This window comes from Variovorax beijingensis (assembly GCF_007828835.1).
GTDB lineage: Bacteria > Pseudomonadota > Gammaproteobacteria > Burkholderiales > Burkholderiaceae_C > Variovorax > Variovorax beijingensis_A.
This window is the reverse complement of sequence record NZ_VIVL01000011.1, coordinates 190,885-216,512: the sequence shown is the minus strand read 5'-3', so window position 1 is coordinate 216,512 and position 25,628 is coordinate 190,885. Positions and strand designations below refer to the sequence as shown.

Below are 25,628 nucleotides of genomic sequence, written 5' to 3'. Positions count from 1 at the left end.
AACTTGCCGCCTCATCATGAATCGCCCTGCCCCGCCCCCTACCGACGACGAGTTGCATGCCCTCGTCGATGGCCAGCTGGCACCGGAACGCCGCGCCGAGGTCGAGGGCGCCGTGGCGCGCGACCCGGCCCTTGCGGCGCGGGTGGCGGCCTGGCGCACCCAGCGCGATGCGCTGCGCCGGCTGCACGGCGAACTGCTGGACGAGCCCGTGCCTGCGTCCCTGATGAACGCGCTCGGTCGCAGCCAGACTCGCCGGGCCCGGCAAGGCCACTGGATGCGATGGGGCGGCGTGGCGGCCGGCGTGCTGATCGCCTTTGCCGCCGGCTGGCTCGGCAATGCCCAATGGTCGATGCAGCGCGCCGCTTCGGCCCAGCTGGCCAGGGCGCCTGCCATGCGCGAATTCGTGCACGACGCTTCGATTGCGCATGCCGTCTATGCGCCCGAGAAAAGGCATCCGGTCGAAGTGGCCGCCAGCGAGCAGCAGCACCTCGTGCAGTGGCTGTCCAAGCGCCTCGACAGGCCGCTCAAGGTGCCCGACCTGACGGCCATGGGCTACGCGCTGGTCGGCGGCCGGCTCTTGCCCGGGGAAAGCGGCGCGCGCGCCCAGTTCATGTTCGAGGACGGCGCCGGCGAGCGCATCACGCTCTACATCGGCACCCTCGACAGCCAGGCCGCCGCCGGTACCGCCGCATCGCGCGAAACAGCCTTCCGTTTCGCATCCGAGGGACCGGTGCCCAGCTTCTATTGGGTCGACCAGGGCTTCGGCTATGCCGTTGCCGGCAAGCTGCCGCGTGAAGTTTTGCTGAAACTCGCGACGCTCGCCTACCGCGATTTGTCGTGAGGCCGGCATAAACTGCCGTGTCGCGCAACCACTGCCTTGTTTTCGCGATTTTTCAACTGAAGGAGAAACTGCATGAAATTGCTCAGCGCCTCGATCCTCGCGGCGGCCTTGCTCGCCGGCTGCGGCGGCATGTCCAACAAGACCGCCAGCGCCCCCGACACCCCCACCCGCACCGCCGACGGCGTGCTGGTCGGCCCGAATGGCATGACGCTGTACACCTTCGCCCGCGACACGGCCGGTGCAGGCACTTCGGCCTGCAATGCCCAGTGCGCCACCAACTGGCCGCCGCTGCCGGTGGCCGAAACCGCCAAGCCGATGGGCGGCTACACCATCATCGTGCGCGAAGACGGCAAGAGGCAGTGGGCCTACAAGGGCTGGCCGCTCTACTACTGGACCAAGGACAGCAAGCCGGGCGACAAGACCGGCGACGGCGTCCTGAACGGCGCCTGGAAGGTGGCCCGTCCCTGATCCCGTGATCGCCTGATCGCGCGAAGGCCCCGGCAGATGCCTGGGCCTTTTTCTTTTCGGCTCGCTGGCGCAGTTCAGTGCGCGCTGGGAAGCGCGTTGTCGGCCACGGTGGCGCGGCGTCCGCGCAGCGCCAGCAGTTCGTTGAACACCAGCGCTCCGATGACCAGCGCACCGCCGGTCAGCACGCTCGCAGCCGGCTCCTCGCCCGCACCGATCCAGGCCAGTGCAATGCCGAAGATCACTTCGAGCAGCGCGAGCAGCGCCACTTCGGGCGCCTTGAGCACCTGCGCGCACAGCACCGCCAGCACGCAGGGAATGGCCAGCTGGAAAACACCCAGGAAGGCCAGCAGGCCGAGATCGTGCGCATTGGCCTGGAACGGCAGCGCAAAAGGCAGCGTGAGCAGCGCGCTGAGCGCCGCGCCAATCAGCACCGCGGGAACCAGGTCGATGTCATGCCCCTTGGCACGCGCATGCTGAACCACCGTCCAGTTGGCGGCGCCCGCGAGCGGCACGCACAGCGCCACCAGGGTTCCGAGCAGCGATCCGCCCGCCGCCCCGCCCTGCATCAGTTGCGTGCCGTACATCCAGGCAATGCCGAGGCCAGCCACCACGATGGCCACCCAGGTCCGCGCAGGCAGGCGATGGCCGATGAACAGGCGCGCGGCCAGCGCGGTGAGCAATGGGCCAAGGGACATCGTGACCAGCACGCTGGCCGTCGAAGCCAGCGTGAGCGCCACCATGAAGGCCGTGAACATCACGGTCCAGCAGACGCCCGAGATCCAGAGCTCGCGCCCGCCCGAGCGGATCTGCGAAAACACCGCCCGGCCCCGCCAAAGCGGCAAGATCACCAGCAGCGCAAGCATCGTGAAGAAGCTGCGCCAGAAGGTGATCTCGAAACTGTGGGCCTGCGCCAGGTGCCGCGTGACGACGCCCGCCGTGGCCCACATCAGGGTCACGGCAACCATCAGCCACACGGCCCCGCCGTGGGTCAGGCGCAGCAGCATGGCCGGATGGCGATCAGCTCGCCATTTCGCGGCTGGCCCGCTTGCGCTCGTTTTCCTTGAGGAAGCGCTTGCGTAGGCGAACGCTCTTGGGCGTGATCTCGACCAGCTCGTCGTCCTCGATGAATTCCACGCCGTATTCCAGCGTGAGTTCGATCGGTGGCGTGATCTTGATCGCATCTTCCTTGCCCGAGACGCGGAAGTTGGTCAGCTGCTTGGTGCGCGTGGCGTTCACCACCAGGTCGTTGTCGCGGCTGTGGATGCCCACGATCATGCCTTCGTACACCGGGTCGTTCGCCTTCACGAACATGCGGCCGCGGTCGTCGAGCTTGCCCAGGGCGTAGGTGAAGATTTCACCGTCGTCCATGGAAATCAGCACGCCGTTCTTGCGGCTGCCGATCTCGCCCTTGTGCGGTTCGTAGCTGTCGAAGATGTTGCTGATGAGGCCCGAGCCGCGCGTCAGGTTCAGGAATTCGTTGGTGAAGCCGATCAGGCCGCGCGCCGGAATGCGGTACTCGAGGCGCACGCGGCCGCGGCCGTCCGGTTCCATGTTGACCAGCTCGCCCTTGCGCTCGCCGAGGGCCTGCATCACGCCGCCCTGGTGCTGCTCTTCGATGTCGGCCGTCACCAGCTCGATCGGCTCGTGCTTCTCGCCGTTGACCGTGCGGAACACCACGCGCGGCTTCGACACGGCCATTTCATAGCCTTCGCGGCGCATGTTTTCCAGCAGGATGGTCAGGTGCAGTTCGCCGCGGCCCATCACCTCGAAGATGCCTTCCTCGTCGGTTTCGTTCACGCGCAGCGCCACGTTGTGCTGCAGTTCCTTCTGCAGGCGGTCCCAGATCTGGCGGCTGGTGACGAACTTGCCTTCACGGCCGGCCAGCGGGCTGGTGTTGACGCAGAAGTTCATGGTCAGGGTCGGTTCGTCGACCTTGAGCATGGGCAGCGGCGCCGGGTTGGCCGGGTCGGTCACGGTCACGCCGATGCCGATGTCGGCAATGCCGTTGATCAGCACGATCTCGCCCGGGCCGGCTTCGGTGGCCTGCACGCGGTCCAGGCCCTGGAAGGTCAGCACCTGGTTCACGCGGCCCTTGATCGACTTTCCGTCCGGTCCTTCCATGACCAGCACGTCCATCATCGGCTTCAGCGTGCCCTGGCTGATGCGGCCCACGCCGATGCGGCCGACGAAGGTCGAGAAGTCGAGCGCCGAGATCTGCAGCTGCAGCGGCGCGTTCGGATCGCCCTTCTGCGCCGGCACGTGCTTCAGGATGGTGTTGAACAGCGCCGACATGTCGGGGCCCCACTGCTCGCCGGGCGCACCCTCTTCGAGCGAAGACCAGCCGTTGATGCCCGATGCATACACCACGGGGAAGTCGAGCTGCTCGTCGGTCGCGCCGAGCTTGTCGAACAGGTCGAAGGCGGCGTTCACCACCTTGTCGGGGTTGGCGCCCGGCTTGTCGACCTTGTTCACGACCAGGATCGGCTTGAGGCCCAGGGCCAGCGCCTTCTTGGTCACGAAGCGCGTCTGCGGCATCGGGCCTTCCTGGGCGTCGATCAGCAGCACCACGCCGTCGACCATCGACAGCGCGCGTTCCACTTCGCCGCCGAAGTCCGCGTGGCCGGGGGTGTCGACGATGTTGATGTGCGTGCCTTCCCAGGTCACGGCGCAGTTCTTGGCCAGGATCGTGATGCCACGTTCCTTTTCGATGGCGTTGTTGTCCATCACCGTGTCGACCACTTTCTCGTGCTCGGCAAAGGTGCCCGACTGGCGCAGCAGCTGGTCGACCATCGTGGTCTTGCCATGGTCGACGTGGGCAATGATGGCGATATTGCGGATTTGCTTGGTACTCATGGTGTCGCTTCGGTCTGTTGTGCGTTCAAAAGAATTTGCTGGATTTCGATGGGGTTCAGCAAGCGCCCCGGGATCAATTCGTTGGCGGCAATGTGGGCCGTCCCCAGGAAGGCGGGAGGCGCTTCGCCGAACACCGCCACATGGTCGGCATCGGGCCAGGTGCCGCGGCGGCGCAGGCCGGACAGGAAGCGCCCCGCATCTTCGCTGCCGAGCGTGACGACCGTATGGCCCTCGACCAGGGATTCGGCAGGCAACAATTGCGCCAGCCGCTCTTCCTCGCCCATGGCTTCGAGCGCTTCGAGCGTGATGCACTGTGCCTCGCCGAAGCCGCCGGTGGCCGTGCGGCGCAGCGACGTGAGGTGCGCACCGCAACCCAGCGCCTCGCCGATGTCTTCGCCCAGCGTACGGATGTAGGTGCCCTTGCTCACGGAAGCCACGATCCTGATGGCGTTGCCTGCCGATTCGGAGGCTGCCTGCGTGATCTCCAAGGCATGAATGACCACGTCGCGCGGCGCCCGCTCGATCTCGACGCCTTCGCGTGCGTATTCGTACAGCGCCTTGCCGTCCTTCTTGAGCGCGCTGTGCATCGGCGGCACCTGCCGGATCGGGCCGGTGAACTGCGCCTCGACGCGGGCCAGGTCTTCAGGCGTGACGTGCACCGGGCGCTCGGCAATCACCTCGCCCTCGGCGTCGCCGGTGGAGGTCTTGATGCCAAGGCGTGCCGTGGCCTCGTAGGTCTTGTCGGCATCGAGGTGCAATTGGCTGAACTTGGTGGCCGCGCCAAAGCACAGCGGCAACACGCCGGTGGCCAGCGGATCGAGCGTACCGGTATGGCCCGCCTTTTCGGCGCGCAGCAACCACTTGGCCTTCTGCAAGGCCTGGTTGCTGGAAAGTCCCAGCGGCTTGTCGAGCAACAACACCCCATGCACAGGGCGCCGCTGCACCCTTGTGCGTGGCGCATTCATCGCTAGTCGTCTTTCGAACGCGAAGCGACGGCCTGCGCAATGAGCGCATTCATGTCGGCCGCACGCTCGGTGGTGCGGTCGAACAGGAAGTGCAGCGTCGGCACGGTGTGGATGTGGAGGCGCTTGAACAGGCCGTTGCGCAGGAAGCCCGCGGCCTGGTTCAGCGCTTCGGTGGTTTCGGTCACGTCGCCCGTGAGCATGCTGAAGTAGATCTTCGCGTGCGCATAGTCGGGCGTGACCTCGACCGCCTGGATCGTGACCATGCCCACGCGCGGATCCTTCAACTCGCGCGCGATCAGCTCCGTCAGATCCCGCTGGATCTGGTCGGCAACCTTGAACGCGCGGTTGGGGGCGGCGGCTTTTCTTTTGGGCATGGACTCGGTCGCATCGAACGCTTGTTACAGCGTACGGGCGATCTCCTTGATCTCGAAGAATTCCAACTGATCACCTTCTTTGATGTCGTTGTAGTTCTTGAGCTTGATACCGCACTCGAAGCCTTCGCGCACTTCGCGGACATCGTCCTTCATGCGCTTGATCGAGTCGACTTCGCCGGTGTAGACCACCACGTTGTCGCGCAGCAGGCGGAAATGCGCACTGCGGTTGACCGAACCCGAGGTGATGTACGAACCCGCGACCGTACCGATCTTCGAAGCCACGAACACCGTGCGGATCTCGGCCGAGCCGATGATTTCCTCGCGGCGCTCCGGTGCCAGCATGCCCGACATCGCGACCTTGATCTCGTCCACGGCGTCGTAAATGATGCTGTAGTAGTTCAGCTGCACGCCATTGCCTTCGGCCAGCTTGCGCGCACCGGCATCGGCGCGCACGTTGAAGCCGATCACGATGGCCTTCGAGGCGATCGCGAGGTTGATGTCGCTTTCGCTGATGCCGCCCACGCCGGCGTACACGATCTGCACCTTGACCTCGTCGGTCGCCAGCTTGAGCAGCGACTGGGCCAGCGCTTCCTGCGAGCCCTGCACGTCGGCCTTGATGATGATGCGCAGCGTCTGCACTTCGCCGGCCGAGAGGTCGGTGAACATGTTCTGCAGGTTCGCAGCCTGGGCCTTCGCCAGCTTGGTGTTGCGGAACTTGCCGGCACGGTAGGTGGCGATCTCGCGCGCACGGCGCTCGTCGCTCATCACCATGAACTCGTCGCCCGCCTGCGGCACTTCGGTCAGGCCCTGGATCTCGACCGGGATCGAGGGGCCGGCCGACTTGATGGTCTTGCCGTCTTCGTCGAGCATGGCGCGCACGCGGCCATAGGTCGAACCCGCCAGCACCACGTCGCCGGTCTTGAGCGTGCCGGACTGGACCAGCACGGTCGCGACCGGGCCGCGGCCCTTGTCGAGCTGCGCTTCGATGACCAGGCCCTTGGCGGCGGCATCCACCGGCGCCTTGAGCTCCAGCACTTCGGCCTGCAGCAGCACCTGCTCGAGCAGTTCGTCGATGCCCTGGCCCGTCTTGGCGGACACCGGCACGAACGGCACGTCGCCGCCGTACTCTTCGGGCACGACCTCCTCGGCCACCAGTTCCTGCTTCACGCGGTCCGGGCTGGCATCGGGCTTGTCGATCTTGTTGATGGCAACCACGATCGGCACACCCGCAGCCTTCGCGTGCTTGATGGCTTCCTTGGTCTGCGGCATGACGCCGTCGTCGGCCGCCACCACGAGGATGACGATGTCGGTGGCCTGCGCACCGCGGGCACGCATGGCCGTGAAGGCCTCGTGGCCCGGGGTGTCGAGGAAGGACACCATGCCGCGTTCGGTCTGCACGTGGTAGGCACCGATGTGCTGCGTGATGCCGCCGGCTTCGCCCGCTGCAACCTTGGCGCGGCGGATGTAGTCGAGCAGCGAGGTCTTGCCGTGGTCGACGTGGCCCATGACGGTCACGACCGGTGCGCGCGGCAGTGCTTCGGCGGTTTGCGCCGACACGTCCTCGTCGGTGAAGGCTTCAGGGTCGTCCAGCGCGGCAACGACCGCGTTGTGGCCCATTTCCTCCACCAGGATCATGGCGGTGTCCTGGTCCAGCGACTGGTTGATGGTCGCCATCTGGCCCAGCTTCATGAGCTGCTTGATGACTTCCTGCGCCTTGACGGCCATCTTGTGCGCGAGCTCGGCCACCGTGATGGTTTCGGGCACGTGCACTTCGAGAATGCGCGCCTCCACCGGTGCGGCCTGCACATGCTCTTCGTGGCCTCCACGGTCATTGCTGCCACGGCGGCCGCGCGGGCCTCCGCGCCAGTTGCCGCGGCCGACACCCCCGCTGGCATCGCCGCGGGTCTTGATTTCCTTCTTTTTGGCAGGATCGCCCGCCCAGCTCGAAGAGAGCTTGGCCGACTTGACTTCCTTGCCGGCACCAGCAGCGCCAGGGGCTGCGGCAGCACCCGGTGCGGCCGGCGCGCCGGGACGCGCTGCGGGCGTGGCCGGCTTGTGCAGCGTGCCCTTGACCGCGGCCTTTTCGGGCTGCGGCTTCTCGGGCGCCTTGTGCGGCACCAGCACGCGGGCCGGTGCGTTCATCATGGCGCGAATGGCTTCGGCTTCGGCCAGGGCCTTGCGGCGGCGCTCGTCCAGGTCCTTGGCGCGGGCGGCTTCCTCGTCGGCACGGGCCTTCGATTCGGCGGCGGCCTTGGCCTTCGCGTCTTCCTTGGCCTGCGTGGCGGCCGTCTGGGCGGCCAGCTTGGTGTCGGCGGCCTGCTGTTCGGCGGCGGCTGCAGCGGCTGCGACAGGCGCGGCGACCGGCTTGGCCGCTTCCTTGGCGGGCGCGGCAGCGGCTTCGGCGGCGGCCTTCTTCTCGGCGGCGGCGCGTGCGGCTTCCTGTTCGGCCTGTTCCGCGCGCTCGGCCTTTTCGGCCTGTTCGCGTTCGCGGGCTTCGGCTTCTTCGCGCAGGCGGCGCTTCTCGGCCAGTTCTTCTTCCTGGCGGCGGATCAGCTCGGCCTGGCGGCGCGCCTCTTCCTCGCGGCGGGCCAGTTCGGCTTCGTCGATGCGGGGTGCGGCAGGTGCCGCGGCGGGCGCCTCGGCCACCGGTTGCGCTTCGGGCGTGGCCGGGTGGCCGTCGTCGCGCTGGATGAAGGTGCGCTTCTTGCGCACCTCGACCTGGATGGTGCGGGCGCGGCCGGTGGCGTCGGCCTGCTTGATCTCGCTGGTCGACTTTTTCGTCAGCGTGATCTTCTTGCGCTCGGGCTCGGCGGTGCCATGGCTGGCTTTGAGAAAGCCGAGCAGGCGCTGCTTGTCAGCCTCGGTGAGCGCATCGGTGGGTGCCGCCTTGGGCACGCCTGCGCTCTTGAGCTGGTCAAGCAAGGTTTCGGGAGTCTTCTTGAGCTCGTTCGCGAACTCGGCGACAGTGGTACTGGACATATTGGTTTCGTGCCTCCATGACCATCACTCTTGGCCGGCGAACCAATGTTCGCGGGCTTTCAAGATGAGGGCTTTGGCGTCATCGGCGCTGTGGCCGGTGATCTCGGTGAGTTCATCGACCGCGAGGTCGGCGAGGTCGTCGCGGGTGTGCACACCCGCCTCGGCCAGCTTGGGAATCAGCTCGGGGTCGAGGCCTTCGAGGTCGCGCAGGTTCTGCGAGACGGTCTCGACGCCCTCTTCCTTGGCGATTTCCATGGTCAACAGCGCATCCTTGGCGCGCGAACGAAGCTCGTTGATCGTGTCTTCGTCGAAGGCTTCGATCTCCAGCATTTCGGAGATCGGCACATAGGCGACTTCCTCGAGGCTGTTGAAGCCCTCGGAGATCAGGATGTCGGCGATTTCCTCGTCGACGTCGAGTTTTTCCATGAACAGCTTGCGGCTGGCGTCGGTTTCGCTCGCCTGCTTCTGGGCCGATTCATTGGCGTCCATGATGTTGATCTTCCAGCCGGTCAGATCGGAGGCAAGCCTCACGTTCTGGCCGCCGCGGCCGATCGCGATGGCGAGGTTCTCCTCGTCGACCACCACGTCCATGGCGTGCTTTTCTTCATCGACCACGATGGACGACACGTTGGCCGGGGCCAGGGCGCCGATCACGAACTGGGCCGGGTCCTCGCTCCACAGCACGATGTCCACGCGCTCGCCGGCGAGCTCGTTGGTCACGGCGTTGACGCGCGTGCCGCGCACGCCGACACAGGTGCCAATGGGGTCGACACGCTTGTCGTGCGAGAGCACGGCGATCTTGGCGCGCGAGCCGGGATCGCGGGCGCAGCTCTTGATCTCGAGCAGGCCCTGTTCGATTTCGGGCACTTCCTGGCGGAACAGCTCGATCATGAACTCGGGCGCCGAGCGCGACAGGATGATCGGCGCGCCGCGCAGCGTCAGGTCGACTTCCATGATCATGGCCCGCACGCGGTCGCCGTTGCGCAGGTTTTCCTTGGCGATCATCTCGCTGCGGCGCAGGCGCCCTTCGACGCGGCCGGCCTCCACGATGATGTCGCCCTTGTCCAGGCGCTTGACGGTGCCCACGAAGATCTTGTCGCCGCGCGACATGAAGTCGTTGAGCAGCATCTCGCGCTCGGCATCGCGGATTTTCTGCAGGATGACCTGTTTGGCGGCCATGGCACCGATGCGGCCGATCGGCACCGAGTCCACCGCTTCCTCGATGTACTCGCCGACCTCGATGTCGGGCATTTCTTCCTTGGCTTCGAACAGGAGGATTTCCTGATCGGGCAGCTGCAGGCCGGCTTCGTCGGGGACGACGTGCCAGCGGCGGAAGGTCTCGTAGTCGCCGCTGTCGCGGTCGACCGAGACGCGGATGTCCACGTCGCCCTGGTGGAGCTTCTTGGTGGCTTGCGCCAGCGCGGACTCGACCGCGCCGAAAACCACGTCGCGCTCGACGTTCTTCTCGCGCGAGATCGCATCCACCAACATCAACATTTCGCGATTCATGCCACCCACTCCTCTAGTCAGTCCGGAACGTTGGTTCCGTCGTCAATATCCGAAAAACCCGGTTGGGTTTTGGCCCTGCGGCCCTTGAAATCCACAATTGGCGCGAGCCGCGCATCGCGCAGCTCATCCAGCACGAAACCGAGCGCATGCAACTTTGCAGGCGCGCGCTTCTTGCTGACTTTTTGACCCGGTTTGGGCTCCGGCGCATCGCTCCAGACGATTTGCCAGCCCGGGGCTCCGTCGGCCCCTTCCGCCTTTTCAGCACGCTCCAGCGTGCCGCGAAATTTCTTGCGGGTGGCAGACACCTGCCCCGCCGCCGCGGCACCCATGGGCGCCTTGAGCGTGATGTCGATCACCTCGCCCACGAAACGCTCGAAATCCTGCTCATTGCGAAGCGGACGGTCAATACCCGGCGAGGAAACCTCGAGCCGCTTGTAATCGACACCGTCTACCTCGAGCGCAAACTGCAACTGGCGCGTGACCTTCTCGCAATCCTCGACCGTCACGAAGGGTTCGGGAATGCCTGCAGCCACAGCTTCCGATGTGGGGGCAGTCCAGGGCAAATCAATTGTCACGCGCAGCAATCCCCCGGCCGAGCGTTCGATCTCGACCAGGTCGTAGCCGAGACCGGCCACGGTTTGTTCCACTGTCTGCTGCAATGCCACGTGTTTGAAATTGCCTTGTAAAAATGCTTATGCGTGCCACCCGCCGCCACGGGTGTCACGCATCGAAATTGCATAGACCAAAAAAAACGGGCGGTTGGTACCCGCCCGTTTGGTCGTGAGCCTCGAATTATATGCTATTCCCGTGATAAATGAAGTGGCTTGGCCTGCTCAAAGCGCCACTTTGCGGCGGGATTTTGACCAGACCACGGCAAACAGCACCGATCCGAGCGCCAGAGCGGCGGCGGCCACCAGCAGCGGGAGCTCGAAAGACCCGGTCCGCTGGGCCAGCGGCGCCGCAAACAGCGGGCCGATGATCTGGCCGACACCGTAGGACGCGGTCGCATAGCCGATCAGCCCGGCCGCGGCATTGCCGCGCAGCCGGCGCGCATCCCGCATCGCAAAAAGGGTGATGGCCGTGAAAGGCATCCCCAGCAGCAGGCTGCCGAGCGCAAAGCCGGTGATGGTGGGCCACGCCACCGAGAGCACCACGCCCAGCGCCTGCAGCGCATAGGCCGCGGCCAGCAGCAGCCGGTTGTCCCAATGGATGGGGGCGCGGGCGCCGATCAGCGCGCCCGGGATGATCGCCAGCCCGAACAGGGGCCAGAAGAAGTCGGGCCATGGCGAGCCCGGCAGGGCCTGGCGCGCGATCACCGGCAGGAAGGTGGCGGTGATGATGTAGCCGAAGCCGGCCAGCCCATAGAGCGCGACCAGCCAGACGGCGTCGCTGCGCGCGGAAGGCGACGCGGGCACGCCGGCCTGGGCGGACGGCGCGCCCGCGGAGCCTTGCGCCGAGGGCGAGTCACCATCGTCGAACACGCGCCAGATCGACGCCACCAGCACCACCGCCAAGAGGCCCAGGCCGATCCATCCCGCCTCGGAACCCCAGCGTCCGAGCGCGCCGCCGAGCAGGCCGGTCATCGCGATGCCGATGCCGGGACCCGTGTAGATCACGCCAGCCAGCGCCGGGGAATGGGTTTCGGCCAGCCGCCGCAGGCCCCAGCCGGACGCGAAAACAAAGACCCAGGCACTCATCACCCCAGCCGCCGCGCGCAGGATGCCCCAGCTTGTGAAGCTGTGCAGCACGCCCATGCCCACCAGCAGCGCCGCCGTGGCCACGAGGCCGCCGCGCACCATGCGCTTGGCCTGGATGCCGATGGCCGCGCAACTGACTGCGCCAAGAAAGTAACCGAGGTAATTGAGCGAAGCCAGCACGCCGCCGGCCTCGAGTTGGAGCTTTCCCTCGTGCAGCATGATCGGCAGCATGGGCGTGAAGGCAAAGCGCCCCAGGCCCATGGCAACGGCCAAGGTCACCATGCACGCCAGTGCCGCGCGCCAGGCACCGCGCCTGTCCCGTCCGATATCCGACATTTCCTTTGATTCCGTTGTTCTATTCCAGCAGCGCGGCGGCCACCAGCTTCTTTGTGTAGGGATGCTCGGGCGCATCGAGCACGCGCTCGACCGCACCGGCTTCGAGGATGGCGCCATCCTTCATCACGATGACCTGGTGCGCCATGGCGCGGATCACCTCGACGTCGTGCGTGATCAGCAGGTAGCTCAGGCCGCGCTCGCGCTGCAGGCGCTGCAGCAGCCCCAGCACCTGCTTCTGGATCGTCACGTCGAGCGCGCTGGTGGGCTCGTCGAGCACCAGCAGCTGCGGATCGACGATGAGCGCGCGCGCAATCGCGAGCCGCTGGCGCTGCCCGCCCGAGAACTCGTGCGGATAGCGCTCGAGCAGCGAGGGAAACTGCGCCTCGCCCAAGCCCACGTCGGCCAGCGCCTCCAGCGCCCGCGCGCGGCGCTGGGCCGTGCTGAGCTCGGGTGCGTGCACGCGCAGCCCCTCGCCCACGATCTGTTCGACCGTCATGCGCGGCGACAGCGAAGAGAACGGGTCCTGGAACACCACCTGCATGACCCGCCGCAAGGCCAGGTCGGAACTCCGGTCCACCGCCCAGCCCTTGCCGCCCACCTTGAGTGCGCCCTGGTGCTTCAGCAGCCCGAGGGCGGCCAGCGCCAGCGTGGACTTGCCCGATCCGGACTCGCCCACCACGCCCAGGGTTTCGCCGGGCGCGATGCGGAAGTCCGCGTTCTGCACCGCGATGAATTCGCCCTTGCGGAACCAGCCGGCAAAACCGGGCCGCGGCACCGGGTAGCTCACGCGCAAGCCGGTGGCCTCGAGCAACGGCCGCGCGCCGGCACCCGCGGGCACGGCGGTGACATCGCGCTCCGGGTGGCTGTCGATCAGCTTGCGGGTGTAGGCGTGCTGCGGCGCCTCGAACACGGCCGCCACGGCGCCCTGCTCCACCACGTGGCCGTCTTCCATCACGGCGATCCGGTCGGCGAAGCGGCGCACCAGGTTGAGGTCGTGCGTGATCAGCAGCACGGCCATGCCATGCCGGCGCTGCAGATCGGCGAGCAGTTCGAGGATTTGCGCGCGCACCGTGACGTCGAGCGCGGTGGTCGGCTCGTCGGCCAGCAGCAGGCGCGGCTTGCAGGCGAGCGCCATGGCGATCATCGCGCGCTGGCGCTGGCCGCCTGAAAGCTGGTGCGGAAACGCCCTCGCCCGCCGCTCCGGCTCCGGAATGCCGGTGTCGGCCAGCAATTGCACGGCGGCCGCCTGGGCCGCGCGCGCCGACAGGCCCTCGTGCAGTTCGAGCACCTCGGCGATCTGGTCGCCCACGGTGTAGAGCGCGTTGAGGGCGGTCATCGGCTCCTGGAAGATCATCGCGATCTCCTTGCCGCGGATGCCGCGCAGCTCCCGCTCCGGGATCGAGAGCAGGTCGCGCCCGTTCGGCGCATCTGCGGAGCCGAACAAGGTCGCCGTGCCGGCCACGTCGGCGTTCTGCGCCAGCCGCAGCAGCGACAGCGCCGTCACGGTCTTGCCCGAACCCGATTCGCCGACCAGCGCGAGCTTCTCCCCCGCGGCGATGCGGAAGTCGATGCCGTGCACCACCTCCTTGCCGCCGAAGGCCACGCGCAGCTCTTTCACGTCCAGCAGCGGCTGGTGCTTCGTTTCGCTCACTTGTCGGCCTTCCGCGGATCGAGGGCGTCGCGCAGCGCGTCGCCCATGAAGGTGAGCAGCATCAGCGTCACGACCAGCACGCCGAAGGTGGACAGCGAGATCCACCAGGCGTCGATGTTGGCCTTGCCCTGGCTCAGCAGTTCGCCCAGCGACGGCGTGCCCGGCGGCACGCCCAGGCCCAGGAAATCGAGCGAGGTCAGCGCCAGGATGGCCGCGCTCATGCGAAACGGCAGGAAAGTGACGACCGGCACCATGCTGTTGGGCAGGATGTGGCGCCACATGATCTGCAGGTTGCCCACGCCGAGGGCGCGCGCGGCGCGCACGTAGTCCATCTGGCGGTTGCGCAGGAACTCGGCGCGCACGTAGTCGGCCAGGCCCATCCAGCCGAACAGGCTCAGCAGGATCAGCAGCAGCGCCACGCTGGGCGCGAAGATCGCGCTGAAGATGATCAGCAGGTAGAGCTCGGGCATCGACGCCCAGATCTCGATGAAGCGCTGGAACGCGAGGTCGATCTTGCCCGCGAAGTAGCCCTGCACCGCCCCCGCGATCACGCCAAGCACCGTGCCGATGACGGTCAGCGCCAGGCCGAACAGCACGCTCACGCGAAAGCCGTAGATCAGCTGCGCGAGCAGGTCGCGGCCGCGGTCGTCGGTGCCGAAGAAGTTCTCGCGCGAGGGTGCTGCGGGATTGGGTTGCGAGGCGAAATAGTTCAGCGTGCGCGGACCGTAGCGGTTGGGCGCATAGAGCGCCCAGTTGGAACCTTCGGTGATGCGCTTCTGGATGAAAGGGTCGAGATAGTCGGCTGGCGTCTCGAAATCGCCGCCGAAGGTTTTCTCGGAGTAGTCGCGCAGCACCGGGAAGTAGGTATGCCCCTCGTAGCGCACGACCAGCGGCTTCTCGGTGGACAGCAGCTCGGCGAACAGGCTCAGTACCACCAGGGTCGAGAAGACCACCAGGCTCCAGAAGCCCAGCGGATTGCGGCGGAAGCGGCGCCAGGCGCGGCGGCCCGGGCTTACGGAAACAATGGCGGCGCTAGTCAAACTTGACCCTCGGATCGACCCAGACGTAGCAGAGGTCGGAAATCAGCTTGGTGACCAGGCCGATCAGCGTGAACAGGTAGAGCGTGCCCAGCACCACCGGATAGTCGCGGCGGATCACGCTCTCGTAGCTCAGCAGGCCCAGGCCGTCGAGCGTGAACAGCGTCTCGATCAGCAGCGAGCCGGTGAAGAACGCACCGATGAAGGCCGACGGAAAGCCCGTGATGATCGGAATCAGCGCATTGCGGAACACATGCTTCCAGAGCACCTGCCGCTGCGACAGCCCCTTGGCGCGCGCCGTCAGCACGTACTGCTTGCGGATTTCCTCGAGGAAGGAGTTCTTCGTGAGCATGGCGGTGACGGCAAAGCTGCCGAGCACCATCGACGTCACCGGCAGCGCGATGTGCCACAGGTAGTCGACGATGCGCGCGCCCCAGCTCATGCTCTCCCAGTTGGGCGAGGTGAGGCCGCGCAGCGGAAACCACTGCAGCTGCCCGCCGAAGATCACGAGCAACGCCACGCCCAGGACGAAGCCCGGGATGGCATAGCCGATCAGCACGATCAGCGTGGTGATGAAGTCGAAGCGCGTGCCGGCCCTCACCGCCTTGGCCACGCCGAGCGGCACCGCGATGAGGTAGCTGATGAAGAAGGTCCAGAGGCCGAGGCTGATCGACACCGGCATCTTTTCCTTGATGAGCTGCCAGACGTCCTTGCGCTGATAGAAGCTGGTGCCCAGGTCGAAGCGCGCGAACGACTTCAGCATGGTCCACAGGCGTTCGTGGGGCGGCTTGTCGAAGCCGTAGAGCTTGCGGATCTCCTCGACGCGCTGCGGGTCGAGGCCCTGGCGGCCACGGTAGCCAGCACCGCTGGCCGCGGCCCGCTCGCCGCCTGAATCACGTCCCTGCAATTGCGCCACCATCTGCTCGACCGGACCGCCCGGCACGAACTGGATCACGCCGAAGGTGATGACGAGCACGCCCAGCAGCGTGGGAATCATCAGCAGCAGGCGCTTGAGGATGTAGCTGATCATTCGGTGTTCATGTCCGGTGCGGCCGCGTCATTTGTTGGCGGGCGAAGCCCACCACGTCGTGAGCGCCCAGTCGCCGGCATCGTAGTACGGCGGGATGGTCGGCGGCAGCACGAACGGCGCCGGCCGGTAGCCGACCAGGAACGCGTTGCCGTAGTACTGCGGGATCGAGTAGTAGCCGTTGGAAAGCACCCGGTCGAGCACCCGCATGGCCGTGGCCAGCTCGGGGCGCGTGGTGGCCGCCAGCACCTTGCCGACCACCGCGTCCACGGCCGGATCGGCAATGCCCCAGATATTGGACGAACCCGGCGTGTCGGCCGCCTTCGAGCCGAACAGCTCGAGCAGCTCGCCGCCCGGCGCGCTGTTGCCGGGCAGGCGCAGCGAGGTCATCTCGAAGTCGAAGTTCTGCATGCGCTGCTGCGAGAGCGAGAAATCGACCGTGCGGAACGTCATCTCGATGCCCAGCTTCCTCAATGCGGTCTGCAGCGGCGTCACGACGCGGATCAGCCCGGGCTGGTCGTTGAGGAACTCGATCGTGAAGGCCTCGTTCTTCGCGTTGCGCAGCGCACCGTCGCGATAGGTCCAGCCGGCCTCTGCGAGCAGCGCCCTCGCCTTGCGCAGGTTCTCGCGCAGGCTGTTGGGCGGCGCCGTGCTCGGCGGCTGCGGGGCCGGGCCGAACACTTCGGGCTTGAGCTTGCTGCGCAGGGGCTCCATCAGCGCCATTTCGTCGGGCTTGGGCAGGCCCTCGGCATGGAACTCGCTGTTGGGAAAGTAGCCCTGCACCCGGGTATAGATGCCATAGAACAGCTGGCGGTTGAGCCACTCGAAGTCCATCGCCAGGCCAATGGCCTGCCGCACGCGCGCATCCTTGAACTTGTCCTTGCGGATGTTGAACACGTAGCCCTGGAAGTCGCCGGGGTTGTGGTTCTCGAAGGCGCGCTTGACGATCTCGCCGCTATCGAACTGCTTGCCCTTGTACTGGCGCGCCCAGTTGCGCGAGGTGAATTCGCGCATGAAGTCGAACTCGCCGGCCTTCAGGCCCTCGAAGCGCGCGGTTTCGTCCAGGTAGACGCGGAAGGTGATGCGATCGAAGTTGTAGAGCCCCTTGCGCACCGGCAGGTCCGCGCCCCAGTAGTCGGCGCGGCGCACGTAGGTGATGTCGCGGCCCAGGCGGTCGCTGGCGGGCTTGTAAGGGCCGGAGCCGATCGGCATCTCGGTGACGATCTGGTCGAAGGGCTTGCCGCCGCCCCACTGGCGGCTGAAGACCGCCATGCCGCCGATCACCAGCGGCAGCTCGCGGTTCGGGCTCGCGAAGTCGAAGCGCACGGTGCGCTCGCTGGTGGCCGTGGCCTTCTTCACTTCGGCGTAGATGGTACGGTACTGCGGCGCGGCCAACGGGCCGGTCAGGGTATTGAACGAGTGCACCACGTCGGCCGCCAGCACCGGCGAGCCGTCGTTGAAGCGCGCCTTCGGGTTCAGGCGAAAGGTGGCCGAAAGGCGGTCGGGTGCCACCTCGACGTCTTCGGCGAGCAGGCCATAGCCCGTGGTCGGCTCTTCGGAATTGCCCGTCATCAGGCTCTCGAACATCAGCGAGCCGATGCCCGAGGGCGCCGTGCCCTTGAGCGTGAACGGGTTGAGCTTGTCGAAGTTGGTGGGCCGCGTGGGCGGCACCATCCGGATCTCGCCGCCCTTGGGCGCATCCGGATTCACGTAGCTGAAGTGGGTGAACCCCGGCGGATACTTGACGTCGCCGAATTGCGCGTAGGCATGGGCGGCCCATGAAGGAGCCGCCGAGAGCGCCAGAAAAAGAAGCAGCCAAACCCGCATGCGAGAATTCTGCCCAAGATTTTCACGAGGCAACTTCATGGGCTTTCTTTCCGGCAAAAAACTGTTGATCACCGGCGTGTTGAGCAATCGCTCCATTGCCTACGGCATAGCGAAGGCCTGTCACGAACAAGGCGCCGAGCTTGCTTTCAGCTACGTCGGCGAGCGATTCAAGGACCGTATCACCGAATTCGCCGCGGACTTCGGCTCCAAGCTTATTTTTGACTGCGATGTGGGCGACGACGCGCAGATCGACAAGCTCTTTGCCGATCTGGCGCAAGCGTGGCCCAAGTTTGACGGGTTCGTGCACAGCATCGGCTTTGCGCCGCGCGAGGCCATCGCGGGCGACTTCCTCGAAGGGCTGTCGCGCGAGGGCTTCAAGATTGCGCATGACATCAGCGCCTACAGCTTCCCGGCCATGGCCAAGGCGGCCCTGCCCTACCTCAACGACAAGTCGGCGCTGCTGACGCTGACATACCTCGGCGCCGAGCGCGCACTGCCCAACTACAACACCATGGGCCTGGCCAAGGCCTCGCTCGAGGCCTCGGTGCGCTACACCGCAGCTTCGCTCGGCCCCAAGGGCATGCGGGTCAACGGCATCAGCGCCGGCCCGATCAAGACGCTGGCCGCCAGCGGCATCAAGGGCTTCGGCAAGATGCTGTCGGCGGTGGCCGACGCCTCGCCGATCCGGCGCAACGTGACCATCGAGGAAGTCGGCAACGTGGCCGCCTTCCTGCTGAGCGACCTGGCCAGCGGCGTCACCGCCGAGATCACCTATGTGGACGGCGGCTTCAGCAACGTCGTGGCGGGCATGGCCGAGTAGTCGATTGGCAGCGGCCTCTTGTTGAACAGACGTTCCCTCCTGCTCGCCGGCCTCGGCGCGCTGGCGGCCCGCGTGGCCGCCGCGCGCGAGGCCGCGCCGGCGCTGATGCTGGCCGAGGTCTACCGCCCCGGCATGTCGCTGGACGACTACTGGGTCAGCGAAAAATTCGACGGCGTGCGCGGCTACTGGGACGGCAAGCAGCTGTGGACGCGCGGCGGCGAACCGGTGGTGGCGCCCGCCTGGTTCATCGCGCCGCTGCCCAGGCAGCCGCTCGATGGCGAGCTGTGGGCAGGCAGGGGCCAGTTCGCGCATGCGGTTTCCACCGTGCGCAGCCAGACGCCCAACGACACCGCCTGGCACAGCATGCGCTTCATGGTGTTCGACCTCCCGGCCCAGGGTGGCGATTTCACGGCGCGGCTGGCTGTGTTGCGCAAACTGCTGCCGATCACCGATGCGCCGTGGGTGGTGCCTGTGCCCCAGGAGCGCGCAACCACCCACGCGGAGTTGCAGGCCCTGCTCGCCAAGACGGTGAAGATGGGCGGCGAAGGCCTGATGCTGCATCGGGGCGGATCGCTCTACCGCGCCGAACGCAACAGCGACCTGCTCAAGGTCAAGACCCACGACGACGCCGAGGCCCGCGTGATCGGCCACATGCCCGGCAAGGGGCGGCACAGCGGCCGGTTGGGCGCGCTGCTGGTCGAAACGCCCGAGGGCAGGCGCTTCAAGCTCGGCAGCGGCCTGACCGACGCCGAGCGCGATAACCCGCCCGCCATCGGAAGCTGGGTGACCTACCGCTTCAATGGCACCAACGCCGGCGGGCTGCCAAGGTTCGCCCGCTTCATGCGGGTGCGCAGCGACCGGCCCTCCTGAAGCGCGGCGCGCGTCCTCCCCGCTTCCTTGCCGCCTACTTCTTCGACGCGGCCACGCAGTCCGCGTAATAGCGCTTCTTGCCGGTTTCGTCGATGCGCGCCACCAGGCCGTGGATGTCGGTCTCGAAGCCCGGGCACTGCGAATTGAACTCGCGCGAGAACCGGAGGTAGTCGACGATCTTCTTGTTGAACACCTCGCCCGGGATCAGGAGCGGAATGCCCGGCGGGTACGGCGTGATCAGGCTCGTGGTGATGCGGCCTTCGAGCTCGTCGATCTCCACGCGCTCGGTCTTGCGGTGCGCAATGTGGGCGAAGGCGTCGCTCGGCTTCATGGCTGGAGTCAGGTCGCTCAGGTACATCTCGGTCGTCAGGCGCGCCACGTCGTAGCGTGCGTAGAGCTGGTGGATGTGCTGGCACAGGTCGCGCAGGCCCAGGCGTTCGTAGCCGGGGTGCTGCTGGCAGAACTCCGGCAGGATGCGCCACATCGGCTGGTTGCGCGCGTAGTCGTCCTTGAACTGTTGCAGCGCCGTGAGCAGCGTGTTCCAGCGGCCCTTGGTGATGCCGATGGTGAACATGATGAAGAAGCTGTAGAGCCCGGTCTTCTCCACGATCACGCCGTGCTCGGCCAGGAACTTGGTGACCACGCTGGCCGGAATGCCGGTCTCGGCAAAGTTGCCTTCCAGGTCGAGGCCCGGCGTCACGATGGTCGACTTGATCGGGTCGAGCATGTTGAAGCCGTCGGCCAGTTCGCCGAAGCCGTGCCAGTTGCGCGGCGACTTCTTGCTCTTGCTCTGCTTGCCGTTCTTCTCGCCCGTCATGATCCAGTCTTCGGCGCGGCCGATGCCTTCGTCGACGAGCTTCTCGGGGCCCCAGACCTTGAACCACCACTCGTCCTTGCCGAATTCGGCCTCCACCTTGCGCATGGCGCGGCGGAAGTCGAGCGCCTCGAGAATGCTCTCTTCCACCAGTGCGGTGCCGCCGGGCGGCTCCATCATGGCGGCGGCCACGTCGCAGCTCGCGATGATCGCGTACTGCGGGCTGGTCGACGAGTGCATCAGGTAGGCCTCGTTGAACAGGTCGCGGTCGAGTGCACGGTTCTGCGAGTCCTGCACCAGCACGTGGCTGGCCTGGCTGATGCCCGCGAGCAGCTTGTGGGTCGACTGCGTGGCAAACACCAGCGACTCCTTCGGCCGCACGCGGCGCTTGCCCATCGCGTGGTAGGCGCCGTAGAACGGGTGGAAGGCCGCATGCGGCAGCCAGGCTTCGTCGAAGTGCAGCGTGTCGACGTAGCCGTCGAGCATGTTCTTGATGGTCTCGGTGTTGTAGATCACGCCGTCGTAGGTCGACTGGGTCAGCGTCATCACGCGCGGCTTGACCTTGTCGGGGTCCACGTCGGCGAGCAGCGGGTTGGCCTTGATCTTGGCCTTGATGGCGCTCTGCTCGAACTCGCTCTTCGGAATCGGGCCGATGATGCCGAAGTGGTTGCGCGTGGGCTTCATGAACACCGGAATCGCGCCGGTCATGATGATCGCGTGCAGGATCGACTTGTGGCAGTTGCGGTCGACCACCACCACGTCGTCGGGTGCCACCGTGTGGTGCCAGACCATCTTGTTGCTGGTGCTGGTGCCGTTGGTCACGAAGAAGCAATGGTCGGCGTTGAAGATGCGCGCCGCATTGCGCTCGCTGGCCGCCACCGGGCCGGTGTGGTCGAGCAGTTGGCCGAGCTCCTCCACCGCGTTGCAGACGTCGGCGCGCAGCATGTTCTCGCCGAAGAACTGGTGGAACATCTGGCCCACCGGGCTCTTGAGGAACGCCACCCCGCCCGAATGGCCCGGGCAGTGCCACGAGTACGAACCGTCTTCGGCGTAGTCGATCAGGGCCTTGAAGAACGGCGGCTGCACGCCCTCGAGATAGCTCTTGGCTTCCCGGATGATGTGGCGCGCCACGAACTCCGGCGTGTCCTCGAACATGTGGATGAAGCCATGCAGCTCGCGCAGGATGTCGTTGGGAATGTGGCGCGAGGTCTTGGTTTCGCCGTAGATGTAGATCGGCACGTCGGCGTTCTTGCGCCGCACCTCGCCGATGAAGTTGCGCAGGCTCAGCACGGCCGGGTCGAGGTCGGGGCCGACCGTGAATTCCTCGTCGTCGATCGACAGGATGAAGGCGCTGGCACGGCTTTGCTGCTGCGCGAACTGGCTCAGGTCCCCGTAGCTCGTGACGCCCAGTACCTCGAAGCCCTCCGTCTCGATGGCCTGCGCGAGCGCGCGGATGCCGAGGCCCGAAGTGTTTTCGGAGCGGAAGTCCTCGTCGATGATGACGATGGGGAAGCGAAATTTCATGAGCGGGGCTCCGGACAAGCAATGGACACAGGCAATGAGGCGCGAAGTGTACGGAATTCGGATGAAGGATTGAGTCAGGTTTTGACACAGAATGTCGTGCATTCACCAAAGAGGAGAAGTCATGGCGAATTCCACCATCTGGTGGCTGATAGCGGGGGCCGCCATCGTGCTGGAGTTGCTTTCCGGCACGGTCTACCTGTTGCTGCTGGCCACCGGCTTCGCGGCGGCGGCCATTGCGGCGCACCTGGGCGCCGGCACCGTCGCCCAACTGGTCGTGGCGGCGGTGGTCGGCGTGGGGGCCGTCCTGGTCTGGTATGCGGTCCAGCGCCGGCGCCCGGCCGCTGCGCCCACGGCGTCGAACCGCGATGTCAATCTCGACATCGGCGAGATCATCCACGTCGAGGCATGGAACCCGGACGGCACCGCCATCGTTCGCTACCGCGGCGCCCAGTGGACCGTGATTCCGCGCGCGGGCCAGGCCCCGACCACCGGCGAGCACCGCGTGGTCGAGGTGATCGGCAGCCGCCTCGTGGTCGACAAGACCTGATCCGAACAGAACAGAACAGAACAGAACAGAACCCTAGAGGAGAAAACCATGGAATTTTCGGTACCCATCATCATCCTGGTCATTGCGATCATCTTCATCAGCCAGTCGGTCAAGTTCGTGCCGCAGCAGAACGCCTGGGTGCGCGAGCGCCTGGGCAAGTACCACGGCACCATGACGCCCGGGCCCAACTTCCTGATCCCCTTCATCGACCGCGTCGCCTACAAGCACAGCCTGAAGGAAATCCCGCTCGACGTGCCGAGCCAGATCTGCATCACGCGCGACAACACCCAGCTGCAGGTCGACGGCATCCTGTACTTCCAGGTGACCGACCCGATGCGCGCGAGCTACGGCTCGTCGAACTACATCGTCGCCGTGACGCAGCTGGCGCAGACCTCGCTGCGCAGCGTGATCGGCAAGCTCGAACTCGACAAGACCTTCGAGGAGCGTGACGTCATCAATGCGCAGGTGGTCGCGGCCATCGACGAGGCTGCGCTCAATTGGGGCGTGAAGGTGCTGCGCTACGAGATCAAGGACCTGACGCCGCCCAAGGAAATCCTGCTGGCCATGCAGGCGCAGATCACCGCCGAGCGCGGCAAGCGCGCGCTCATCGCGGCCTCCGAAGGCCGCCGCCAGGAGCAGATCAACATCGCCACCGGCGAGCGCGAGGCCTTCATCGCCCGCTCCGAGGGCGAGAAGCAGGCCCAGATCAACAACGCCCAGGGCGAGGCCGCCGCCATCACGGCCGTGGCCACCGCCACGGCCGACGCCATCGAACGCGTGGCGGCCGCCATCCGCCAGCCCGGCGGCGAACAGGCCGTGCAGCTCAAGGTGGCCGAGCGCGCCGTCGACGCCTATGGCAAGGTCGCGGCCGATTCCAAGACCACGCTGATCGTGCCGAGCAACATGACCGAAACCGCGGCGCTCATCGCTTCCGCGATGCGCATGGTGCAGGCCGGCAAGCCGCAAAATCCTACCTGAGCGACTGCTACAATCGAGGGCTCAGGAGCGGTGGATGAGCGGTTTAAGTCGCACGCCTGGAAAGCGTGTGAGGGTTAATAGCCCTCCGCGGGTTCGAATCCCGCCTGCTCCGCCAAACTATGGCCCCGGTAGCTGCCCAGCTGCCGGGGCTTTTTGTTTGCCGGCCGCTCGCGGGGTGTGGAGGCGTTGGGCCGGCACAACGACGGAATCAACGGGGTTGTCTGGCGGTACCATCCAAAGGTTCTACTTTCAAGCCTGCAAAAGGAGGAGCCTCGATGGCTGGACAGTCCCCCACCGCGCCGCGCGGCAAGACGTCGCTCGACAAGACGCTCAAGAAGAGCGAAGAAGTGGCTGCCGATGTGCAGCGCGCCTCGGACAATCTCGCGGTCGTGAACACGGTGCTCGAACAGGAGTTGCCGGACGAGGTGCAGGTTGGCGAAGTGGCACAGGCCATCGAGCAGACCGGGCAGCTGGAAGCGAAGCTCGCCAAGTCGGCCGAGAAGCTGGCCGAGGTCAACGCGGCATTGAGCGAGGAAATCGAGAAGCGCCTCGAAGTGACCGCCGAGCGCGATGAAAGCCAGGCACTGGCCGAAGAGCTCAAGGCAAGGATCCGTTCCGACAACAAGCACTGAGCGCAGCGCCGCGCCAGAACGCGCTGTCCGTCTCCCTTCTCCTACGCTGCGGCCGCGTCCGGCACGCTACGCTATTGGTTCTCAGAACGAAACCACGGCATGGCCCTCATCACGTTCCTCGTCGAGGACAACAAGACCATCAGGGACAATCTGGTCCCGGCCCTCGAAGATTTGGTCAATGGCCAGGTCGTCGGCTTTGCCGAAACCGAAACGGACGCGCTCGCCTGGCTCGCCCTTCATCCCCATGACTGGCAACTGCTCATCGTCGACCTGTTCCTGAAGGAAGGCTCCGGCCTGGGCGTGCTCTCGGGCTGCAAGGTGCGCGGTCCGGGCCAGCGCGTCGTGGTGCTGAGCAACTACGTCACCGCCGACATCCGCGCCCGCTGCGAAGCGCTGGGTGCCGATGCAGTATTCGACAAGTCGCGCGATCTCGACGCCTTCATCGAATACTGCAACACCGACCGGCCCTCGGGGTTCGCAACGCTGGCCTGAAAAGCGCCGCCGGCAGGCACAAAAAAAGGGCCCGAAGGCCCTTTTTTCTTTTGCCCGCCTGGATCAGCGAACCACGGCGATCTGCGTACGCACGCCACCCTTGTAGGTGAAGAGCGTCAGCGCGCCGTTCTTGATGTCGCCCTTTTCGTCGAAGGCGATCGGGCCGGTCACGCCCTTGTATTGCACCTTGCCGACTTCGGGCAGGTACTTTTCAGGATCGGCAGAACCGGCCTTGACCATGGCTTCGGCCAGCACGTTGACCGCGTCGTAGACGTACGGTGCGTAGATCTGGACTTCCACGCCGTTCTTGGCCTTGAACCTGGCCTTGAAGTCTTCCAGCGGCTGCTTGAAGTCGCCGTCCACACCGCCGGCTTCGGCGCAAACCACCATCTCTTCGCCGATCGCATCGCCAGCCAGCTTCGGCAGTTCGCCGGTGCACAGGCCGTCGCCGCCCATGAACTTGACGTTCAGGCCGAGCTGCTTGACCTGCTTGAGCATCGGGCCGCCCACGGCGTCCATGCCGCCGAAGAACAGCACGTCGGGCTTGGCAGCCTTGAGCTTGGTCAGGATGGCGTTGAAGTCGGTCGACTTGTCGGTGGTGAATTCGTGGCCGACGATGGTCCCGCCGGCAGCCTTGGCCGCCTTCTCGAACTCTTCGGCAACGCCCTGGCCGTAGGCCGTGCGGTCGTCGATCACGGCAATGTTCTTGCCCTTGAGCGTTTCGACGGCGTACTTGCCCAGCGTACCGCCGAGTTGCGTGTCGTCGGCCACCACGCGGAACGTGGTCTTGAAGCCTTGGCGCGTGTACTTGGGGTTGGTTGCCGACGGCGAGACCTGCGGAATGCCAGCGTCGCTGTAGAGCTTGGAAGCGGGAATGGTCGTGCCCGAATTCAGGTGGCCGACGATGCCGTTGACCTTGCTGTCGACCAGCTTCTGGGCCACTGCGGTGCCTTGCTTTGGATCGCCGGCGTCGTCTTCTGCCAGCAGTTCGAACTTGGCAACCTTGTCGCCGATCTTGAGGCCCTTGGCATTGAGGTCTTCGATGGCCATCTTGGCGCCGAACTCGTTGTCCTTGCCAAGGTGGGCAATGGCGCCGCTGGTGGGGCCGACGTGGCCGATCTTGACGATCAATGCGTCTGCCGGAGGCGCTGCAGGTGCGGGGGCCGCTGCCGTGGGCGCCGGAGCGGCGGGAGCAGCAGCTTCTTCTTTCTTGCCGCAAGCCACAAGCGTGAGAGCAGCCAGTGCGACCGCAGTCCATTTCAATTGCATGAGAACCTCCAGAACATTGATGAATAAACCAAAAACCGGTCGTGTGATCCGGGCGCGAAGACCTCGCAAGTTTCGCGCCGCAGACCAGCGGCACCCTCCCGCCCATCGACCTGGCGCG

At 66.0% G+C, this 25,628-nt stretch carries 22 protein-coding genes and 1 tRNA gene; 9 read left to right on the top strand and 14 right to left on the bottom strand.

Annotated elements, in window-relative coordinates:
- The first annotated feature begins 16 nt into the window (after window positions 1–16).
- Together FB547_RS26915 and FB547_RS26910 are read left to right on the top strand one after the other, a co-directional pair.
- The gene (locus FB547_RS26915; RefSeq protein WP_145746693.1) at window positions 17–841 is read left to right on the top strand and encodes an anti-sigma factor family protein; all 825 of its coding nucleotides are present in this window, start codon (window positions 17–19) and stop codon (window positions 839–841) included.
- Between the two features lie 72 nt (window positions 842–913).
- A complete protein-coding gene (locus FB547_RS26910; protein WP_145746692.1) occupies window positions 914–1,309 on the top strand; it encodes an ATP-binding protein in 396 nt (131 codons plus the stop codon).
- Between the two features lie 74 nt (window positions 1,310–1,383).
- On the opposite strand, the gene FB547_RS26905 is transcribed toward FB547_RS26910, so the two are convergent.
- From FB547_RS26905 to FB547_RS26850, 12 genes are all read right to left on the bottom strand, one after another.
- Window positions 1,384–2,313, bottom strand: coding sequence for a DMT family transporter (locus FB547_RS26905; RefSeq protein WP_186454254.1), 930 nt, complete (start codon window positions 2,311–2,313; stop codon window positions 1,384–1,386).
- 13 nt (window positions 2,314–2,326) lie between these two features.
- On the bottom strand, window positions 2,327–4,162 hold the full coding sequence (gene typA / locus FB547_RS26900; protein ID WP_145746691.1) for a translational GTPase TypA: 1,836 nt from the start codon (window positions 4,160–4,162) through the stop codon (window positions 2,327–2,329).
- Window positions 4,159–5,127: a tRNA pseudouridine(55) synthase TruB gene (gene truB, locus FB547_RS26895; RefSeq protein ID WP_145746690.1), complete on the bottom strand. Its 969-nt coding sequence runs from the start codon at window positions 5,125–5,127 to the stop codon at window positions 4,159–4,161. The genes typA and truB overlap by 4 nt, the downstream gene beginning before the upstream one ends.
- Window positions 5,128–5,129: 2 nt before the next feature.
- On the bottom strand, window positions 5,130–5,501 hold the full coding sequence (gene rbfA / locus FB547_RS26890; protein ID WP_012747853.1) for a 30S ribosome-binding factor RbfA: 372 nt from the start codon (window positions 5,499–5,501) through the stop codon (window positions 5,130–5,132).
- A gap of 24 nt (window positions 5,502–5,525) precedes the next feature.
- Complete coding sequence (gene infB / locus FB547_RS26885) at window positions 5,526–8,480, bottom strand: translation initiation factor IF-2 (RefSeq protein WP_145746689.1); 2,955 nt, start codon at window positions 8,478–8,480, stop codon at window positions 5,526–5,528.
- Between the two features lie 24 nt (window positions 8,481–8,504).
- Window positions 8,505–9,989: a transcription termination factor NusA gene (gene nusA, locus FB547_RS26880; RefSeq protein WP_012747851.1), complete on the bottom strand. Its 1,485-nt coding sequence runs from the start codon at window positions 9,987–9,989 to the stop codon at window positions 8,505–8,507.
- A 17-nt stretch (window positions 9,990–10,006) separates the two neighbouring features.
- Entirely contained in the window at window positions 10,007–10,654 is a 648-nt protein-coding gene (rimP, locus tag FB547_RS26875) for a ribosome maturation factor RimP (protein WP_145746688.1), read from the bottom strand.
- Window positions 10,655–10,822: 168 nt separating this feature from the next.
- Entirely contained in the window at window positions 10,823–12,022 is a 1,200-nt protein-coding gene (locus FB547_RS26870; RefSeq protein WP_145746687.1) for a YbfB/YjiJ family MFS transporter, read from the bottom strand.
- A 19-nt stretch (window positions 12,023–12,041) separates the two neighbouring features.
- Window positions 12,042–13,673 carry an ABC transporter ATP-binding protein gene (locus FB547_RS26865; protein WP_145746686.1) on the bottom strand — a complete coding sequence of 544 codons (1,632 nt, stop codon included), beginning with the start codon at window positions 13,671–13,673 and terminating at the stop codon, window positions 12,042–12,044.
- Window positions 13,670–14,713 carry an ABC transporter permease gene (locus FB547_RS26860; protein WP_145746685.1) on the bottom strand — a complete coding sequence of 348 codons (1,044 nt, stop codon included), beginning with the start codon at window positions 14,711–14,713 and terminating at the stop codon, window positions 13,670–13,672. The genes FB547_RS26865 and FB547_RS26860 overlap by 4 nt, the downstream gene beginning before the upstream one ends.
- Entirely contained in the window at window positions 14,706–15,740 is a 1,035-nt protein-coding gene (locus tag FB547_RS26855; protein ID WP_145746684.1) for a microcin C ABC transporter permease YejB, read from the bottom strand. Before FB547_RS26855 ends, FB547_RS26860 begins: the two co-directional genes overlap by 8 nt.
- Window positions 15,741–15,767: 27 nt before the next feature.
- Window positions 15,768–17,564 carry an extracellular solute-binding protein gene (locus tag FB547_RS26850; RefSeq protein ID WP_145746683.1) on the bottom strand — a complete coding sequence of 599 codons (1,797 nt, stop codon included), beginning with the start codon at window positions 17,562–17,564 and terminating at the stop codon, window positions 15,768–15,770.
- A 37-nt stretch (window positions 17,565–17,601) separates the two neighbouring features.
- On the opposite strand from FB547_RS26850, the gene fabI reads away from it, so the two are divergent.
- Both fabI and FB547_RS26840 read left to right on the top strand, forming a co-directional pair.
- Window positions 17,602–18,384 carry an enoyl-ACP reductase FabI gene (fabI, locus tag FB547_RS26845; RefSeq protein WP_145746682.1) on the top strand — a complete coding sequence of 261 codons (783 nt, stop codon included), beginning with the start codon at window positions 17,602–17,604 and terminating at the stop codon, window positions 18,382–18,384.
- Window positions 18,385–18,402: 18 nt separating this feature from the next.
- Window positions 18,403–19,254 (top strand): DNA ligase, encoded by an 852-nt coding sequence (locus FB547_RS26840; RefSeq protein ID WP_145746681.1) that lies wholly within the window; start codon window positions 18,403–18,405, stop codon window positions 19,252–19,254.
- A gap of 34 nt (window positions 19,255–19,288) precedes the next feature.
- Here FB547_RS26840 and FB547_RS26835 read toward each other — a convergent pair whose 3' ends face one another.
- The gene (locus FB547_RS26835) at window positions 19,289–21,592 is read right to left on the bottom strand and encodes an arginine/lysine/ornithine decarboxylase (protein WP_145746680.1); all 2,304 of its coding nucleotides are present in this window, start codon (window positions 21,590–21,592) and stop codon (window positions 19,289–19,291) included.
- A 121-nt stretch (window positions 21,593–21,713) separates the two neighbouring features.
- Here FB547_RS26835 and FB547_RS26830 point away from each other — a divergent pair, with 121 nt between their 5' ends.
- From FB547_RS26830 to FB547_RS26810, 5 genes are all read left to right on the top strand, one after another.
- Window positions 21,714–22,139, top strand: a complete 426-nt coding sequence (locus FB547_RS26830; protein WP_145746679.1) for an NfeD family protein — start codon at window positions 21,714–21,716, stop codon at window positions 22,137–22,139.
- A 48-nt stretch (window positions 22,140–22,187) separates the two neighbouring features.
- Window positions 22,188–23,117, top strand: a complete 930-nt coding sequence (locus FB547_RS26825; protein WP_145746678.1) for an SPFH domain-containing protein — start codon at window positions 22,188–22,190, stop codon at window positions 23,115–23,117.
- Window positions 23,118–23,141: 24 nt separating this feature from the next.
- Window positions 23,142–23,232: transfer RNA gene (locus FB547_RS26820), tRNA-Ser, on the top strand.
- A gap of 160 nt (window positions 23,233–23,392) precedes the next feature.
- Entirely contained in the window at window positions 23,393–23,749 is a 357-nt protein-coding gene (locus tag FB547_RS26815) for a hypothetical protein (RefSeq protein ID WP_145746677.1), read from the top strand.
- Between the two features lie 99 nt (window positions 23,750–23,848).
- A complete protein-coding gene (locus tag FB547_RS26810; protein ID WP_145746676.1) occupies window positions 23,849–24,241 on the top strand; it encodes a response regulator in 393 nt (130 codons plus the stop codon).
- Window positions 24,242–24,304: 63 nt separating this feature from the next.
- On the opposite strand, the gene FB547_RS26805 is transcribed toward FB547_RS26810, so the two are convergent.
- Window positions 24,305–25,510, bottom strand: a complete 1,206-nt coding sequence (locus tag FB547_RS26805) for a branched-chain amino acid ABC transporter substrate-binding protein (protein ID WP_145746675.1) — start codon at window positions 25,508–25,510, stop codon at window positions 24,305–24,307.
- Between the last annotated feature and the right edge of the window lie 118 nt (window positions 25,511–25,628).

Coding starts and splice junctions, on each gene's coding strand:
- fabI (WP_145746682.1), top strand. CDS start 17,602: ATGGGCTTTCTTTCCGGCAAAAAACTGTTGATCACCGGCGTGTTGAGC.
- FB547_RS26815 (WP_145746677.1), top strand. CDS start 23,393: ATGGCTGGACAGTCCCCCACCGCGCCGCGCGGCAAGACGTCGCTCGAC.
- FB547_RS26835 (WP_145746680.1), bottom strand. CDS start 21,592: ATGAAATTTCGCTTCCCCATCGTCATCATCGACGAGGACTTCCGCTCC.
- FB547_RS26855 (WP_145746684.1), bottom strand. CDS start 15,740: ATGATCAGCTACATCCTCAAGCGCCTGCTGCTGATGATTCCCACGCTG.
- FB547_RS26825 (WP_145746678.1), top strand. CDS start 22,188: ATGGAATTTTCGGTACCCATCATCATCCTGGTCATTGCGATCATCTTC.
- FB547_RS26830 (WP_145746679.1), top strand. CDS start 21,714: ATGGCGAATTCCACCATCTGGTGGCTGATAGCGGGGGCCGCCATCGTG.
- FB547_RS26915 (WP_145746693.1), top strand. CDS start 17: ATGAATCGCCCTGCCCCGCCCCCTACCGACGACGAGTTGCATGCCCTC.
- FB547_RS26805 (WP_145746675.1), bottom strand. CDS start 25,510: ATGCAATTGAAATGGACTGCGGTCGCACTGGCTGCTCTCACGCTTGTG.
- FB547_RS26810 (WP_145746676.1), top strand. CDS start 23,849: ATGGCCCTCATCACGTTCCTCGTCGAGGACAACAAGACCATCAGGGAC.
- truB (WP_145746690.1), bottom strand. CDS start 5,127: ATGAATGCGCCACGCACAAGGGTGCAGCGGCGCCCTGTGCATGGGGTG.
- FB547_RS26850 (WP_145746683.1), bottom strand. CDS start 17,564: ATGCGGGTTTGGCTGCTTCTTTTTCTGGCGCTCTCGGCGGCTCCTTCA.
- infB (WP_145746689.1), bottom strand. CDS start 8,480: ATGTCCAGTACCACTGTCGCCGAGTTCGCGAACGAGCTCAAGAAGACT.
- FB547_RS26910 (WP_145746692.1), top strand. CDS start 914: ATGAAATTGCTCAGCGCCTCGATCCTCGCGGCGGCCTTGCTCGCCGGC.
- typA (WP_145746691.1), bottom strand. CDS start 4,162: ATGAGTACCAAGCAAATCCGCAATATCGCCATCATTGCCCACGTCGAC.
- FB547_RS26870 (WP_145746687.1), bottom strand. CDS start 12,022: ATGTCGGATATCGGACGGGACAGGCGCGGTGCCTGGCGCGCGGCACTG.
- FB547_RS26905 (WP_186454254.1), bottom strand. CDS start 2,313: ATGCTGCTGCGCCTGACCCACGGCGGGGCCGTGTGGCTGATGGTTGCC.
- nusA (WP_012747851.1), bottom strand. CDS start 9,989: ATGAATCGCGAAATGTTGATGTTGGTGGATGCGATCTCGCGCGAGAAG.
- rbfA (WP_012747853.1), bottom strand. CDS start 5,501: ATGCCCAAAAGAAAAGCCGCCGCCCCCAACCGCGCGTTCAAGGTTGCC.